This is a genomic window from Zarconia sp., from assembly GCF_057467645.1.
This window is the reverse complement of record NZ_JBRJXU010000179.1, coordinates 1-14,727: the sequence shown is the minus strand read 5'-3', so window position 1 is coordinate 14,727 and position 14,727 is coordinate 1. Positions and strand designations below refer to the sequence as shown.

At 49.4% G+C, this 14,727-nt stretch carries 14 protein-coding genes; 3 read left to right on the top strand and 11 right to left on the bottom strand.

The genetic code is table 11. From position 1 onward, the window contains the following. Nucleotides 1-78 precede the first annotated feature (78 nt). Nucleotides 79-1,554 (top strand): slr1306 family protein, encoded by a 1,476-nt coding sequence (locus AC2215_RS26735; protein ID WP_486813084.1) that lies wholly within the window; start codon nt 79-81, stop codon nt 1,552-1,554. A gap of 114 nt (nt 1,555-1,668) precedes the next feature. After that, nucleotides 1,669-2,367, top strand: a complete 699-nt coding sequence (locus AC2215_RS26730) for an SAM-dependent methyltransferase (RefSeq protein ID WP_486813083.1) — start codon at nt 1,669-1,671, stop codon at nt 2,365-2,367. A gap of 234 nt (nt 2,368-2,601) precedes the next feature. On the opposite strand, the gene AC2215_RS26725 is transcribed toward AC2215_RS26730, so the two are convergent. The 10 genes from AC2215_RS26725 to AC2215_RS26680 all read right to left on the bottom strand — a co-directional run bounded on the left by AC2215_RS26725 (nt 2,602) and on the right by AC2215_RS26680 (nt 12,292). Then, nucleotides 2,602-2,982 (bottom strand): hypothetical protein, encoded by a 381-nt coding sequence (locus tag AC2215_RS26725; protein WP_486813082.1) that lies wholly within the window; start codon nt 2,980-2,982, stop codon nt 2,602-2,604. Nucleotides 2,983-3,243: 261 nt separating this feature from the next. Beyond that, on the bottom strand, nt 3,244-4,983 hold the full coding sequence (locus AC2215_RS26720; protein ID WP_486813081.1) for a vWA domain-containing protein: 1,740 nt from the start codon (nt 4,981-4,983) through the stop codon (nt 3,244-3,246). A gap of 78 nt (nt 4,984-5,061) precedes the next feature. Further along, on the bottom strand, nt 5,062-5,742 hold the full coding sequence (locus AC2215_RS26715) for a hypothetical protein (protein ID WP_486813080.1): 681 nt from the start codon (nt 5,740-5,742) through the stop codon (nt 5,062-5,064). A gap of 147 nt (nt 5,743-5,889) precedes the next feature. Continuing rightward, a complete protein-coding gene (locus AC2215_RS26710; RefSeq protein WP_486813079.1) occupies nt 5,890-7,278 on the bottom strand; it encodes an SLC13 family permease in 1,389 nt (462 codons plus the stop codon). Nucleotides 7,279-7,354: 76 nt separating this feature from the next. Beyond that, nucleotides 7,355-7,927 (bottom strand): glycine-rich domain-containing protein, encoded by a 573-nt coding sequence (locus tag AC2215_RS26705; RefSeq protein WP_486813078.1) that lies wholly within the window; start codon nt 7,925-7,927, stop codon nt 7,355-7,357. Between the two features lie 34 nt (nt 7,928-7,961). Beyond that, the gene (locus AC2215_RS26700; protein ID WP_486813077.1) at nt 7,962-8,414 is read right to left on the bottom strand and encodes a hypothetical protein; all 453 of its coding nucleotides are present in this window, start codon (nt 8,412-8,414) and stop codon (nt 7,962-7,964) included. 364 nt (nt 8,415-8,778) lie between these two features. Continuing rightward, nucleotides 8,779-9,402, bottom strand: coding sequence for a tetratricopeptide repeat protein (locus tag AC2215_RS26695; protein ID WP_486813076.1), 624 nt, complete (start codon nt 9,400-9,402; stop codon nt 8,779-8,781). A 68-nt stretch (nt 9,403-9,470) separates the two neighbouring features. After that, nucleotides 9,471-11,114 carry a S8 family serine peptidase gene (locus AC2215_RS26690; protein WP_486813075.1) on the bottom strand — a complete coding sequence of 548 codons (1,644 nt, stop codon included), beginning with the start codon at nt 11,112-11,114 and terminating at the stop codon, nt 9,471-9,473. Nucleotides 11,115-11,287: 173 nt separating this feature from the next. Continuing rightward, nucleotides 11,288-12,043, bottom strand: a complete 756-nt coding sequence (locus AC2215_RS26685) for a hypothetical protein (RefSeq protein ID WP_486813074.1) — start codon at nt 12,041-12,043, stop codon at nt 11,288-11,290. A gap of 6 nt (nt 12,044-12,049) precedes the next feature. Then, a complete protein-coding gene (locus AC2215_RS26680; protein ID WP_486813073.1) occupies nt 12,050-12,292 on the bottom strand; it encodes a hypothetical protein in 243 nt (80 codons plus the stop codon). 744 nt (nt 12,293-13,036) lie between these two features. On the opposite strand from AC2215_RS26680, the gene AC2215_RS26675 reads away from it, so the two are divergent. After that, nucleotides 13,037-14,236: a protein kinase domain-containing protein gene (locus tag AC2215_RS26675; RefSeq protein WP_486813072.1), complete on the top strand. Its 1,200-nt coding sequence runs from the start codon at nt 13,037-13,039 to the stop codon at nt 14,234-14,236. A 78-nt stretch (nt 14,237-14,314) separates the two neighbouring features. Here AC2215_RS26675 and AC2215_RS26670 read toward each other — a convergent pair. Further along, a partial coding sequence (locus AC2215_RS26670) for an NACHT C-terminal helical domain 2-containing protein (RefSeq protein ID WP_486813071.1) occupies nt 14,315-14,727 on the bottom strand: 413 nt, incomplete at its 5' end.

Below are 14,727 nucleotides of genomic sequence, written 5' to 3'. Positions count from 1 at the left end.
TTGATACTCATCCCAGGGTCGTCTGCACGTTTGAGGGAAAAACCTAACGCACTCCAAACAAAGCTGGGAGATAGTTTTATGGCTGGCAAATTGCAGCGACCGATATTAGTAGGCGGAATTGGCTTATCGGCGATGCTAGCGCTGTGGGAAGGTCTCGATCGCACAGACATGAGCGAATTTGGGATTCTAGGGGCGATCGCCGTCGGGGCTGGGGCGTGGTTGTTGCGTCCTCGGGTTCCCGAACTGGATTTGAGTCCGCTGCCAGTTATCGTCGATCGCACTGCCGTCGATAAGGCGATCGCCCAAACCCAAGCGACCCTCGACGGATTGGTTGCCGAAACGGAAAAATTAGAGAATCCCCATCCCGAAGTGACGACTTCCATCTCGACGTTCGCCAAAGCCCTCGATTGCCTCAAAACCAACCTCGATCGCACCGGGATGCAGATTGCCGTTGCTGGGGGGAAATCGGTCGGTAAAACGAGCTTGCAAAAACAGCTAGCCTCGGCTTTTTCCGACAAAAATCTCGAATGCAATTTCACCGAAATTCCCGCCCTGTTCGGTAGCGAAGAAACGGCATCTTTACCCACGGATTTAAATGCCGACTTGGTGTTATTCCTGGTGACGGGAGATATCACCGCGCCGGAATTTCAAGCCATCGAACAACTCAAAGGGGCTGGATATAAAACCCTGCTGGTGTGGAACAAACAAGACCAATGTCCCACCGACGATCGCGCCGGGTTGTTGCAACAACTTCAGTCTCGGATGCAGGGACTCCTGGATGGGGAAAACGTGGTGGCGATCGCTGCCTCCCCCGCGCCGGTGAAAGTGCGCCAGTATCAAGCGGATAACTCCGTCACCGAACGTCTCGAAGCCCAAACCCCGCAAATCGACCCCCTCACTCAACGCCTGGAATCGATTCTGACTCGGGAAGCGCGGGAATTGGTGTATGCGACGACTCTGCGGCAAGCCAAAGCATTACAAGGGGAAATCAAACAGCAGCTAAACCAACTGCGGCGCGATCGAGCCTTGCCAATTATGACCCAATATCAGTGGATCGCCGCTGCCGCCGCGATTGCCAACCCCGTCCCCGCCTTGGATTTACTAGCAACTGGGGCCGTTAGCGGTCAGTTGGTGATGGATTTGGGGGAAATTTACCAGCAGAAGTTTTCCCTCGAACAAGCCAAAGTCACCGCCGCCAGCCTGGGCAGTTTGATGGTGAAATTGGGATTGGTGGAACTGTCTACTCAAACCATTACCGCCATGCTCAAAACCAACGCCGTGACGTACCTTGCCGGTGGGGCGGTACAGGGCATCAGCGCCGCCTATCTGACGCGCATCGTCGGGTTGAGTCTCATCGAGTATTTCCAGCAGCAGGAGGTTGCCGTTGACGGCGAGAAAGGGCTGAATTTGGACAAGCTGACGGAAATCGTCAAAGGGGTATTTCAGGAAAATCAGCGCACTGCCTTCGTGCGATCGTTCGTCACCCAAGCCCTCGATCGATTGTCGCCGAAGCTCAAGCAAAGTGAAGGTAGCGAGATTGCCGCGAGTCATTAGGGGGAATGGGGGAATAGGGTGTGGGGTGTGGGGAAAGAGTATCGTAATTAACCCATTATCAATTGTCCATTACACTCTTCCTTGCCTCCGAAACCCACATTCGCCCAAAAAAATATGGCTTTACAGCTCAAAAACGTTATTCCCTGGGGACGCAGCTTTGAGGAATACCGGCGGATGTTTGCCCTCACGGATGGGGATTTGCAAGGGTCGATTCTCGATTGTGCCGGAGGGCCGGCGAGTTTTAATGCCGGGATGCGCGATCGAGGATACCCTGTAATATCGTGCGATCCGATTTATCAGTTTTCGGCAGACGAAATCCGCCAGCGCATCCAAGACACCTACGCTACGGTGATTGAGGGGGTAAACGCCAGCCGCGACGACTACGTTTGGCAAGAGATTGCGTCTCCCGAGGAACTCGGACGGGTGCGGATGGCGGCGATGGAGGCATTTCTGGCGGATTTTGGGGGAGATAGTTCGGGGGAAGTCGATCGAAACCGCTACGTCAGTGCCGAGTTACCCAATTTACCGTTCCGGGACGGTCAGTTCGATTTGGCATTGTGCAGCCATTTGTTATTTACCTATTCCGACCTGCTTTCAACGGAATTTCATCTGGATTCGATCGTTGAGTTATGTCGAGTGGCGCGGGAGGTGCGGATTTTTCCGATTTTAGATATTTCCGGTAAACTATCCCCGAGATTCGAGCCGATCGCCATGGAGTTGGAACGACGGGGTTATTCTTTTGAAGTGCGATCGGTTCGCTATGAGTTTCAGAAAGGAGGCGATCGGCTGTTGCAGATTCGTTCTCCACATTAGATAGGAACGTGCCGGAAATACAACGTTTCGCACTGGTATCATTACACTCAAAAATCGGAAAGACTCTGACGAGCATATCGCCATTTTATTGGACGTTCATTTCAACATCGATCGAATCCCAATAAAATGGCGTGGAATCTTGAGCGAGACTCACGACAGGGATAAAAGTTAGCAAAAATAATATTAAGCCAACCCAAACATATCTAAGTTTAATTTTTATCATTTTTCTGTGAATTAAATTTTCGCCTGACAGTTGAGAATTTTTAAATTCCGATTAGCTTTCTCCAATTGAATTTGACGAGGAAGGTTCGATCGACCGTAGGTGCGCAGGTTTTGGAGTTCTTCTGGAGTGAGGGGATTTTCTAATATTTCTTCTCCCCAATCGTTCAAGAGAATGACGCGATCGAGTTGCAAGCGTTTTTGTTGGTGTTGGCGATACAGTTGGGTGTAAGTGGCGACGACGAATTGCCATCGATTTTGCGCGCAATAACTGCGATCGATGATAATTATTTGGCTGGGAATGGGAAAGACAAAGCTGAGCACAACTCCAGCAAGCAGAAAGCTAAGAAAGCCAATGCCTAAAATTTGAAGCAAAATACGATCGAGCTGATTCATTACAGAACCTCCTTGGCAAAAATTAACGAGTAAAATAGAGACAGCACTATTGTTAATATTTCAGAAATCAGGGTGAGAATAAGGGAATTTTTCAGTGAGATAGCGATGTAGCATTTATCGAAAAATAAGAGACAAAAGCTCCCCCTAAATCTCCCGTTTGACGGGGAACTTAAGATTTCAATTTAGATAACGGCTGAATGCTTACCTAAAACTTATGGAAACCTCTACATGCTTCTATCTCGATCTCGAACGAAAAAAGCACTACAAATTCGTTTGAAACAAACCTTTGAGCAACCCTTGCACGTTTTCGGGGGTTCCCAATTTCACCGTTGATTCTCGCAACGCGGCAATTTCATCGAGTTCCGATCGATTTACATCCCCATAGGCAATGGGATAAACGCGCACGCCACTGTCTTGGATAATATTTCTCACACTCTCAAACTTAAATCCTCGGTTGGTTTCCCCATCGGTTAAAACCAGTAGATAAAATCGACCGTTCGGATCGTATTTTTGGTATTTCATCAACTCCGATAAACCCACCATCATGGCATCGTACATTCCCGTACTGCCATCGGCGCGAAGATAATCGATCGCCGCAAGCAGACGTTGGTGTTGGAGGGTATCGAACGGTGCGAGAGGCAACTTAAAATGTGGGTTTTCATCAAAGGTAATCAGTCCGAAGTAGTTGCCGGAATTAATTTCTTGACTGGCAATTTGCAACCCCGCTTTCACCGCATTTAAGGGTTCTCCTTCCATCGAACCACTGGTATCGATGACTCCCATCAAATACACCGTTCGATCGCCATCTTTTTGCAGCTTCCAGAACGATTGCGCTTTGGTTAAAACATCTCCGGATGGCAGTTTCGGTAAATCCGAACGTTCGATGTAACTGAGAACGTCATTTCCCATCTCCGGTGCGAGTTTTTGCATGGGTTCGGAGGTAGCAAATTCGGCAAATCGTTGTAAGGCTTCTTGTTCTGCGGGGGTATTCCAGGAGAATCCGGCGAGGGGATTATTGTGGGGAATGCCAAATGGGATGTAGCTGGTTTGAGCGAATTCCGGTAACTGTTTGAGACTGGAATAATCGAGATAGCTGACGGCAAATGCCGGTAGTTTTTGCGGATCGCGAATGGCAATATTTTTCAAGTCTGGGGTAATTAATGCCGTAATTAAGACCTGTTTTTGAAAAGCATCGAAAACAGAGCGAACTTGAGGGGATTGTAAATCTGTGGCGGTAAGGGGTTTGCCATCTTGATGATGTCCGGCAGCCTGCCACAATAAGGTATGCAGTAAATTCATACCGGTAGAACTGCTAAAAGGATTGGTATATCCGACGGTAATTTTTCCGGCAAGAATGGCATCGAGAACGCGATCGAAAGTTACGTCTTCATTACCCCAAATTTCTTGTTTGAGTTGATTTTGAATGACAAATCCAGCATTATTGGGAAGCAAACGATCGGTGACTAGATTTACGCTAATCCCTTTGCTTTTAAGCATTTTTAACCATAAGCCGTGAGAAGGTGTATATCCCGCCGGTTGCGCGCCACCCCCCGCGATGGTTCGTTCTCCCACTCCCGAAGGAATTTTGCGAATGCCAACTTGAATGACTTGTTGGCTGCTAGTGGTTAATTGTTGCTGGTTGAATGCTTCGGCAACATCGACTAACCAGCGTTCGTCTATTTTTTTGCCATTGGCTTTTTCTGCGGAACTAAAAATTTCGATGTAAACCGTATTAGGGTCTGTTGAAGGTTGCGCGCCGTAGAGAGGGTATCTATTGAGATCGGGAAGCGGTTCGGCAATATTGTCGGTGCTGTAGTTGAGGGCAATTTCATCGGGAATAAAATCGGCTTTGACTGAAATTTTGGGTAATATTTCCTTTGCTAAAATTTGACTCGTCGATCGAACTATATTTTCTGAGTTGGGAAGCCGCGAAAGGAATGAAGTTGAAAAAAAAACTAAGAGAAATCCGACAAAAAACCAGAAAATAATTTTTTTGAGCATGATACTTTCCAAGAAACTGAGAATGATGAAGCTAGATATTCTGAGTTTGTTGAAATGATTGGAGAGAACTGAGCGTTACTACGATTGCTCATCTAAATCAGTGGAGGTTTGCAGGACCGTTTGATTTTGAACGAGTAAAAGTTGTAGGCGATCGGGAAAAACCGCTTCTACATCGGGAAATTTATTACCGATTTCGTCGAGAACGATCCGATCGTGACATTCTTGCAATTGATGGTGGGTGGCTTGGATGCGATCGCAGCTCGTTTTTACATTTTGCTGCCCGATTTTCTGATAAGCTGAAGTGCGGATTTGTTGGTTCGCCAGTGTCATCACGATCGCCCGATCGGCTAAAGCCAAAATGGTATAGAGTGCCTCAATTAGAGAGGGAATCAGTTCCGGTTCGATTTCGGCAATTTTTTGCGCAAACCCGTGAGTTTCTCGCACCCAAAATAAAACCCGTTCTAACTCCTGTAATGACGGCGCATCGAGTTTTGTTTCCAAACGCCTGAGTTGTCTTTGAAAACACTCAATATCCAATAGGTTCTCGTGGGTTTTCTTAGGCGTTAGAAGCGGACTGGATTTGAGCTGCCAAACCCAAGCCGTCCACATTCCCAGGGCGATCGCGATTCCAATTCCCAAGGCGATCGATCGCAATCCCACCCAAAATATAAAGCCGATCGAACCCGCACCCGTTGCTACCAGAAGAATGTAAGTCTGCGGTCGTTGAAAGATACTGCGCGATCGTCTATTTTTGGACATAAATCAACCTTTTGAAGGAACGGGGAGAATGTTGAATTCGGAATTCGGAAAGAAGAGGAGACGTGGTTGTAGGGGCAAAGCATTTGAGCGACAAATTCCTTTTTATGCAACAACGCCCTTGTTACTTAAAAATCCCCCATTCCCTAATTAACCCTTCCCCAAAAAGCCGTAACAGAGAATCGAAATCGCCACGACACCGAGGAGATTCAACACCAACCCTTCCCGAACCATGCGATTGACGGAAAACTGACCCGTACCGTAGACGATCGCATTAGGGGGAGTGGCGACGGGTAGCATGAACGCGCAACTGGCACTAATGGCCGCCGGAACCATCAGCAGAGTGGGGTTAAGATTCGCCCCCACAGCCGCAGCCCCCAATAGCGGCATCAGTAGCGTCGTCGTTGCCGTATTGCTGGTGACTTCCGTGAGGAACGTAACCGCGAGACAGATTCCGAGAATCATCAGCATCGTCGGTAATCCCGAAAGTCCCGAGAGGAGGTTACCCAGAGATTCGCTCAATCCCGAGGCTTTGAACCCATTGGCGATCGCAATTCCCCCTCCGTACAGCAGCAGCAATCCCCAGGGAATGCGAACCGCCGTTTCCCAATCGAGTAACTTGCCCCCTTTGCCGTCGGATAAGATAAATAACGCCACCACCATCACCAAGGCCACGGTACTATCGCCCACCCCCGGCAGGTTCAACCAGGCACTCCAGCCGCCAAAGGGTTCCGTGCGTGTCATCCAAGCCAAAGCGGCGATCGCAAATACGATCAGTACCCGCTTTTCGTCGCTTTGCCAGGTTCCTAATTCCGGAAGTTCCGGTTTTGAGGCATCGCGCAGGTTGCGCGTCAACCACAGCCAAATCGCCGGTAGCATCACCAACACTACCGGAACCCCCAGTTTCATCCATCCCAAAAAGCTGAAAGGCGTTCCAGTGAGTTCTTCGTACTGGGCCATAAACACCACGTTCGGCGGCGTACCGATGGGGGTACCGATGCCCCCCACACTAGCCCCGTAGGCGACTCCCAGTAGCAGGGGAGTTGCGACTCGTCGGTTCGGGCAGCTTTCGAGAACGGCGGTGGCAACGGGAAGCAGCATTAGAGTGGTGGCGGTGTTGGAAATCCACATACTCAGGAACGCCGATGCCAGCATGAACCCGAGTACCAAGGTGCGTCCTCCCGCACCCCCCACCAGGCGTACCATTCCCAGGGCGAGTCTGCGATGGGCTCCGCTTTTTTCCATGGCGGTGGAGAGAATAAATCCGCCCATCATCAGTAAAATCAGGTGATGTCCGTAGGCGGTGGAAACCTCTTTGCGATCGAGAACGCCGATAAACGGGAACAAGGCAAAGGGAATCAGGGAGGTGGCGGGAATGGGGATGGGTTCAAAAATCCACCAGACGGCGCACAGGGTGGTCACTGCCGCAGTCCACGCCGCTTCCGTGGGTTGCCCCGCAATGTCGAGGATGATGCCCACGGCAACGGCCAGACAAGGGCCTCCGGTGAGTGCGAGTTGTTTGAGGTTCCATTTTTTCATCGTTAATGGGGGAAGGGGGAATAGGGAATGGGGAATGGGGAATGGTAAAGAGGTTTTAATCTCTGTGCGTTGTTTTCTATTCGATCGAAACGGAATACCCCCCACAACTGCCACAATCGCAACTTGCCATCGGTTCGGCGTTCGCGAGCAATTTGGCGATGGTTTGTCGCAGCTTGGGGAAACTAGAGAAAACCCTCCAGAGGTGCGATCGCCATTGCAGTTTCAACGAGGTAGTTTCTAAGGAATTCCAAATATCTGCTGGCGGCATTTTCCCGAAGAAAAGCTTGTAGCTATCTAAGGTTTGCTGGTATTGAGATTGAAATTGACTTTGTTCCCTGTCGCCTCCCACACTCGGTCGATGGTGAAATGGCGTTTGCAACACATGGGGGCAAAATTCATCCCAATAAGAACGAGTATGGAGTAGATGCTGATGCCAAACGCGATCGATGGGTTTCGATGGGGTGACGGGATGTTCGGTAACCACTGCAAGAAAGGCAAACTTTTTGTATTCTGCGATCGCCCGTTGGGCATATTCGAGACTCCAGTGATTTTCTCTAGCTAGTCGCTGGCTGAAGCTCGATTTGTCAGGGCAATCGTCGAGGGAAAAATTTTGAATGCGTTGGTACAGTTGGGTATATTGTTCGTTCATGAGGTTCTCTTCTGATTCATCAATTTTTTACGATCTATTTTTCTAGCCAAATCTTTGATTTAGGACAGTCAATTTCTCGATCGAGTTGAGTTATGGATGTAACGTAAGGAAAATTAGTCCAATTAGTCCAAAACGAATTTCGATTTTCAATAACTTTCAGTTCGTAGGTTTCACCAACGTCGAGATTGGCGTATAGAGTTGCTGAATTCCGGACGCTCGATTTAAAATGCCAAACATTTTCCACGATTAGGACATCGGAATGACAACCGTCTTCAAACTGAACGTCTACTCGCTTTTGGCTTGGAGATTCACCCATACTCTTCGTATATTTATTCTTGACTTTAACGATTGCTGTTTTCTCTGGAGAATTCGCTTGTATTAAAAATCCGAATAACAGACCAGCAAAACTTCCGAGAATAATCAGAGTGGTTAGACCTTCTAAAAAGGTGAAACCGCGATTGCAGAATGCGTTAGATTTGAGTTTCATGGATTTTGCAGATCGATTTAAATCAAAAACAGATCGGCATCAACTAGACTCTCTATTTTTCAGCGAGGCTACTGCTTTTTTCTCAACGTTGAAATTGAACTAAATCTATGATTGCGTTTTTCGATCTCAACCGTCAATTCATAAAACTCATGTTTTTTTTGAAAAGCTCAATAAAAAAAATATTTAATCCTATTTTTTTAAGAAAAATAGAGAGACTCAGTCAATGAAAGTCAATCAATAAAAAATATCGATCGACTGTGATTGAATCAACGCGATCGATATGGTCGGCGTGCAAAAATTAGAAGCTATGACGAAATCAGACTGTAAGCATTCAGTCTAAAATCCAGTACTCCCCAGTGATTCCTTAAATTCGATATTGCTGACACAGGTTCCCCACAAACTTTTCCAACTTGCGAGTATTGCTCCAATCATTGTGAACTTGATAAAGCGAAATTGCCCGTTTAAAATCGGAAACAGCCCGAGGAATTTGCCCGATTAAAGAATATGCCATTCCCCGATTAGCGTAAAATTCGGGATTGCTCGAATCGAGCTCGATCGCCCGGTTGTAATCGTCGATTGCCTCTCGATCTTGCAATAACTGCAAGCGTACCGACCCCCGGCTGTTATAGGCGATCGCCAGCTCCGGTTCTAGTTCGATGGCGCGATCGTAATCGACCAATCCAGCCATCAAATCCCCCAGTTGAATGCTAATCGCCCCGCGCACCAAATAAGATAGGGCATCCTCATCAACTTCAGCCGTCAATTGGGCGGGACGATCGTCCTGAGTTTCCGGCAACTTCTCCCCATCGTTACCATCAGTCAAATTATCGATAAAATCCCCCAGGCAGCTTTCTAACTTGGGTGGCAATTTTGAATTTTTATCGATCGCTAAATTATTCATATCAACTGCATTCATTATCCAATCGTCTTTTGCTAAGCCTGTAATGATACCCAACGTAAAAGCTGTAAATTCAAACTGACTGACCATCGATTTTTAACTCCCATTCAAACCCGCAACATGATGTTCCGATTACCAATTTTTCATTTTTAAGGTTTCTATACCAAAATCCCACTCGGATCGGCCGTGTCCGCGATAATCCCCTCTACCTGAGTCGGTGTCAGATTGGGATTGGCACCGAGCATCAACGCCGCGACGCCAGCAACGTGGGGGGCGGCAAACGAAGTGCCACTCAAATGGCCGTAGCGATTTCCCGGCTGGGTCGAACGTACCCCCACGCCAGGTGCCACCACGTAATCGAGGGCTGTTCCCGCTTCATTGGAAAACTCCGGGACCGTATCGAAAAAGTCGATCGCCCCCACGGCAATCCCGTATTTATCTGCATCTCGGGCGGGATAAGCCGGTTGCGATCGCCCGTCGTTCCCCGAAGACATCACCACGACAACCCCACGTTCCGTGGCATATCGAATCGCATCTTCTGCTTCGGGAAAATAGCGACCCCCCAAACTCAAGTTAATGACATCAGCCCCGTTGTCTGCGGCGTAGCGAATGCCCTGGGCCACGTCCCCCGCTAGCCCCACTTCGCCACCGACCACTCGAATCGGCATAATCGTCGCATCCGGGGCCACGCCGGTCACCCCCAGACCATCATCAGTCGCAGCAATGATGCCAGCAACGTGGGTTCCGTGTCCGTAGGGGCTATTGAGGGCGAGGCTAAAAACTTCGTTCGGGTCGCTGTCGTGATTCACAAAATCCCAACCGCGAATGTCATCGATATATCCATTGCGATCGTCATCGATGCCGTTGCCGGGGATTTCGTCAGTATTACTCCAAATATTGCCCGCCAAATCCGGGTGATTGTAGTCAACTCCCGAATCGAGAACAGCCACCACAACCCCTTCTCCGGTGTGACCTTGCGCCCAAACCTCCGGCGCGTTGACGCGGTTGATGCCCCAAGGACGATCGAAGGCGTCGAATACTTCGGGGAAGGGTGAGGGTTGTCCGACGGCAGCGGCTACGGCAGCAGAGGCATCGATCGCACCGTACCCGGTTTGGATGCTATATAAATCTGGGGTTTCGGTGACGGCGGGCAAAAATGCAATTAATTCGTTGCTGCCGGAGGCGGTTTCAAAAATGCCCATCCCCGTACCCCATCCCGGCAGGGCAATACTGGATGTCGTGATGGTGGTGGGATCGGAGACGGCGATCGTATCTTCACCAGGTCGGTAATCGGTAATCAGGGCGAAATCTGCCTGCCCGGTACTGGTGTAATAGGACTCAAATCGATCGCCCAATACGAAAAAGTCTTCTCCTTCTCCTCCGGTTAGGGTATCGATTTCCCCCGCACCGGAGTTGAACACAGAGGGATTGCTACCAATGAGAGTATCTCGGCCGATATCCCCCGAAAGCAGGTCGCTACCAACCCCACCAACGAGGGAATCTTCATCGCGACCGCCAAAAATGCTATCGCTTCCCTCACCACCAAATAGAACATCGGCCCCCAAGTTGCCGTAAACCGCGTCGTTATCCAAACCGCCCAGGACCCAATCGTTATCGCGACCGGCTAAAATCGTGTCGTCCCCCTCGCGACCGGACAGAAAATCCAAACCGGAGTTGCCAAAAATCAGATCTTGTTGGGAACCCCCAAAAACGAAATCATCACCGCCAAATCCGACGATCGAATTGTTGCCAATCTCGCCGTATAAGCTGTCGTCGAAGGGAGTTCCAAAAATATCCGTCATGGTTTTGACTTGGGTTAGTTCAGTGGAGGGGCTTCGGGGGCTTCGGGAGCTTCGGGGGAAAGACCACGGGTTAATTACACAATTGTCCGGCGTTGTCCTAACCGCCCTGGTGGTTGCTATATCTATTTCTCCCGTTTCTCTCTATGCTTCCGAAGCGACCCTTCGCGATATCTTTAGCGCGAGGTACAGCGGGAATTTTCCGGGAAGGATTCGCAGAACGCCTCTAAATCCGTCGGTTCGGGAGTGGGATTGACGATCGCCTCCGGTGCGGGTTCTTCGGCTTCCTCATTCTCGAACTCCTCGCCTTCACTGCCTTCGCTTTCGAGGATAATTTTGGCTTCGAGTCCCGTGAGTTGTTCTAAAGCATTCTTCAAATTCGGTCCGTCATCCCGTTCGACAATCAACATCACCACCGACGAATTCGCTTCTCCTTCCGGGGTATATTCCACGCTAATTTCGGCAAATTTATCCGGCGAACTGAGCAAAAATCCCGGCAGTCCGAACAGTAGCGTCAAACCGATGGTTTCCCCCAAGTCAGATTCGGTGGTTTCTCGATATTGAAGGGAGGAGACTTCGGGAACGAGGACTTCGATGGCTTGGGTATCCCGGCGATCGTCGAGGAGATCTATTTTTTCGCCGTATTCTTGGTAAACGCTCATTCTACCCTCGTTAATTTCGAGTTTGCATTTACCCGTCCGTTCCGTGGTACCGGCGTTGTAATGGCACACCATCTCTGTTCCCGGACGCTGTTTGAGGGCGACTGGGGCGGTATAGCCTTCGCAGCGAGAGTTGAGGGGGAAGGCGGAACACAAATTAAACCGCTCTCTGGCACTGAGTTCTTCTTCGGCGATAACAGAGGTGGGAAAGAGTAGGGAAGGAAGGAGGACGGCGATGGGCAAAAGTTTGGTGAAATTCTGAGTAAAAGTCATCGTAGATTAAGTTCCTGTGATTCGTAAACTGAAAGTAGAAAGCGTCTCGTAGCAGGCGATCGAGCTGCTTGTATTCCACGTACGTCTGGTGCTGGGGAACTTATGCAGTTCGCAGCGAGAATCGGAGGGCAACCGCACGCACAGTTGGTATTTTTCGTCGGGGGTCAGGGGATTTCGATCGGGGAAAATGGCCTGGAAACATAGGGGTAAACTAAACAAGACAATGGCGGTGACTTTGGCTGAATTCATGAAGCGTGCGTCGGATAATCCTCGATAGGTTTCGATGGCATTTGTTGAAAAATACTCAACAATTTTTTAAGATTCTCATGGGAGAACAATCGGGATCGAAAATCGCGTCAATCTATCAATTCCTCTCGAAAGCGAGCGATCGAAACGATTATTTTTAACCTACGTCTGCGATCGAAGCACTTATGCAGGTCTCCCTCACTCGAGGGGTCAATTTGCCAGTATTTCGCCCTCAGCCTTCAATCGACCAGAAGCTGACTGACTCGATCGAACTCTAGGGGAACGATAAATTTCTGAATCGGGCGAAATTGCCCCAAATTAAAGACCGACTGACATTGCTTTCTACTTCTTAGAGGTGGCTCGCCCAGAGATTCTTGACGATATGTTGCTCCGGAGAAGCTTGGATAAATATCGATCGACTCGATATTATCTACAATTAAGAATAAAGTTCGAGCGCACCCTGAACTATCCTTTCACGCGCACGACTCAAATCATCTCAGACCCTGTTGCCACGAAAGCATCATTCAATACTTTTCGGTGAATGTCAATTCATTAAAATCATCCCTTGATTGTGACTTCGAGCTAGGGCGATCGTAAAGTTCATACGTGAAATTCATAAAAGTCATATTGCTATAAAATCGGGTAAAAAAACATTTCATACTCTTGACGTTAACGCTCTTTTTTAGTTAAAAATAAATCGTCGAAATTCGATCTAAATTTAGAGTTTAGTTGTAGCGTTTAGTTGTCATGATGAATCAGTCTTTTGATGTCGAGAAATGCGTCGAGCTTCTCGATCGCCTCGTCGCGGAACATACCGGCGAACCCCTCAACAACGTGCAAAAAGCGATCGTCCGGGGCGTTCTCGACGGCATGACTTACAAAGAAATCAAACAAAACGATGCTGCCGCGCGGGGATATAGCGTCGGTTATTTAAGTCGATATGTGGCTTACCATCTTTGGGATTCCCTCACCCAAGTGTTTCAACATGCAGGGGTTTTAAACGCCGATGAAAAAGTCAGAAGCAAAAATTTATGGGATAGTATCACCCGCGTTATGGAACGGGAAGAAGACGCAGAGGAGGCGATCGAACCCTCAGTTGCGCCCCAAGGGGATTTACTCGGCCAAACCCTGCGAATGCGATATCTCATGACCGAACATTTAGTCGATGGCGAATTTTCCCACACGTACCTGGCGGAAGATACCGATGTTCCCGATGGTCGATTAGTGGTGATTAAGCGCCTCAAAAGCAATTCCGCCGATACCCTGAAACGATATCAGCGAGAAGCCAAAGTCTTGCAGAATTTAGGCAAACACGATCGCATCCCGGAATTGTTCGCCCGTTTCGAACACGATGGCGATTTTTACCTGGTACACGAGTTCATCGAAGGGCAACCCCTCAGCCACGAACTCATCACCGGGGAAGCCTGGGCAGAAGACAACGCGATCGCCCTGTTGCGGAATATTTTGGAGATTTTGAGCTTCGTTCACCAGCAAAACATCATCCACCGCGATCTCCATCCCGATAACCTGATTCGCCGCGCCGCAGATGGCAAAATCGTCCCCATCGATTTTGGGGCGGTTAAAGAAATTCGCACGGTTCAAACGGGCAACACCACCCAGACGACAACGGCCGTCTCCTTGGCGGGAACCTCTCGCTACTACATCTCCCCCGAACAAGCCTACGGTATTCCCCAGTTGTGCAGCGACCTCTACGCCGTGGGTATTCTAGTGATTCAGGCGCTGACGGGAGTTTCTCCGCGCAAACTCAAAGTTAACCCGAAAACGGGAAACCCCAGTTGGCGCAAATACGCTCAGGTGTGTCCCCAGTTTGCCGATGTTCTCGATAAGATGGTGTGCTACGACTTCCGGGAACGCTACCGGTCGGCAATGGAGGTGTTGGCCGCCCTTGATGGTCTCGAACCCTGCGAGTTGCGAGAAAGTGCTTGAGTGAGTATTGGGGTTGGGTAGAGCAGTGCTTCCCCTCCTGGGAGGGGTTAGGGGTGGGTTCAGTTTGCCCTACCTTCTCTACCCACTTCCCCCCGGCAACAGTAACTTTGCCTCAATCTCTTCGCGCACGGAACGAGAAACATAGCAATCGCTATTCAAGCAGTCTACGAGGAATTGGTTGGCATCATAATACTGCTGCAACCGTTCCTTTTGCACTTCGCTAAACTGCCAATCATGACCGATATCGCGGTGCTGAATCATCACCGCCCTAAGTTGTTCTCTCCAGGCTTTGCCTTTGGCTTTCCACCACCGTTGGCGTGTTTTTCGATTGCCTTCTGAATTGGGGAGTTGGCTTTTGAGGGTTTGCAGCGCTTGCTTGAGGTCAAGGTCGAGGTCGAGGTCGAGGGAGCGGGAGAGGGAGCGGGCGAGGGAGAGATCGAGGTCGCGGGAGAGGGAGCGGTCGAGATCGAGGTCGAGGTCGAGGTCGCGGG

What these genes read in the sequence shown, in the direction of transcription:
- AC2215_RS26735 (WP_486813084.1), top strand. Translation starts at nt 79, where the DNA reads ATGGCTGGCAAATTGCAGCGACCGATATTAGTAGGCGGAATTGGCTTA.
- AC2215_RS26730 (WP_486813083.1), top strand. Translation starts at nt 1,669, where the DNA reads ATGGCTTTACAGCTCAAAAACGTTATTCCCTGGGGACGCAGCTTTGAG.
- AC2215_RS26725 (WP_486813082.1), bottom strand. Translation starts at nt 2,982, where the DNA reads ATGAATCAGCTCGATCGTATTTTGCTTCAAATTTTAGGCATTGGCTTT.
- AC2215_RS26720 (WP_486813081.1), bottom strand. Translation starts at nt 4,983, where the DNA reads ATGCTCAAAAAAATTATTTTCTGGTTTTTTGTCGGATTTCTCTTAGTT.
- AC2215_RS26715 (WP_486813080.1), bottom strand. Translation starts at nt 5,742, where the DNA reads ATGTCCAAAAATAGACGATCGCGCAGTATCTTTCAACGACCGCAGACT.
- AC2215_RS26710 (WP_486813079.1), bottom strand. Translation starts at nt 7,278, where the DNA reads ATGAAAAAATGGAACCTCAAACAACTCGCACTCACCGGAGGCCCTTGT.
- AC2215_RS26705 (WP_486813078.1), bottom strand. Translation starts at nt 7,927, where the DNA reads ATGAACGAACAATATACCCAACTGTACCAACGCATTCAAAATTTTTCC.
- AC2215_RS26700 (WP_486813077.1), bottom strand. Translation starts at nt 8,414, where the DNA reads ATGAAACTCAAATCTAACGCATTCTGCAATCGCGGTTTCACCTTTTTA.
- AC2215_RS26695 (WP_486813076.1), bottom strand. Translation starts at nt 9,402, where the DNA reads ATGGTCAGTCAGTTTGAATTTACAGCTTTTACGTTGGGTATCATTACA.
- AC2215_RS26690 (WP_486813075.1), bottom strand. Translation starts at nt 11,114, where the DNA reads ATGACGGATATTTTTGGAACTCCCTTCGACGACAGCTTATACGGCGAG.
- AC2215_RS26685 (WP_486813074.1), bottom strand. Translation starts at nt 12,043, where the DNA reads ATGACTTTTACTCAGAATTTCACCAAACTTTTGCCCATCGCCGTCCTC.
- AC2215_RS26680 (WP_486813073.1), bottom strand. Translation starts at nt 12,292, where the DNA reads ATGAATTCAGCCAAAGTCACCGCCATTGTCTTGTTTAGTTTACCCCTA.
- AC2215_RS26675 (WP_486813072.1), top strand. Translation starts at nt 13,037, where the DNA reads ATGATGAATCAGTCTTTTGATGTCGAGAAATGCGTCGAGCTTCTCGAT.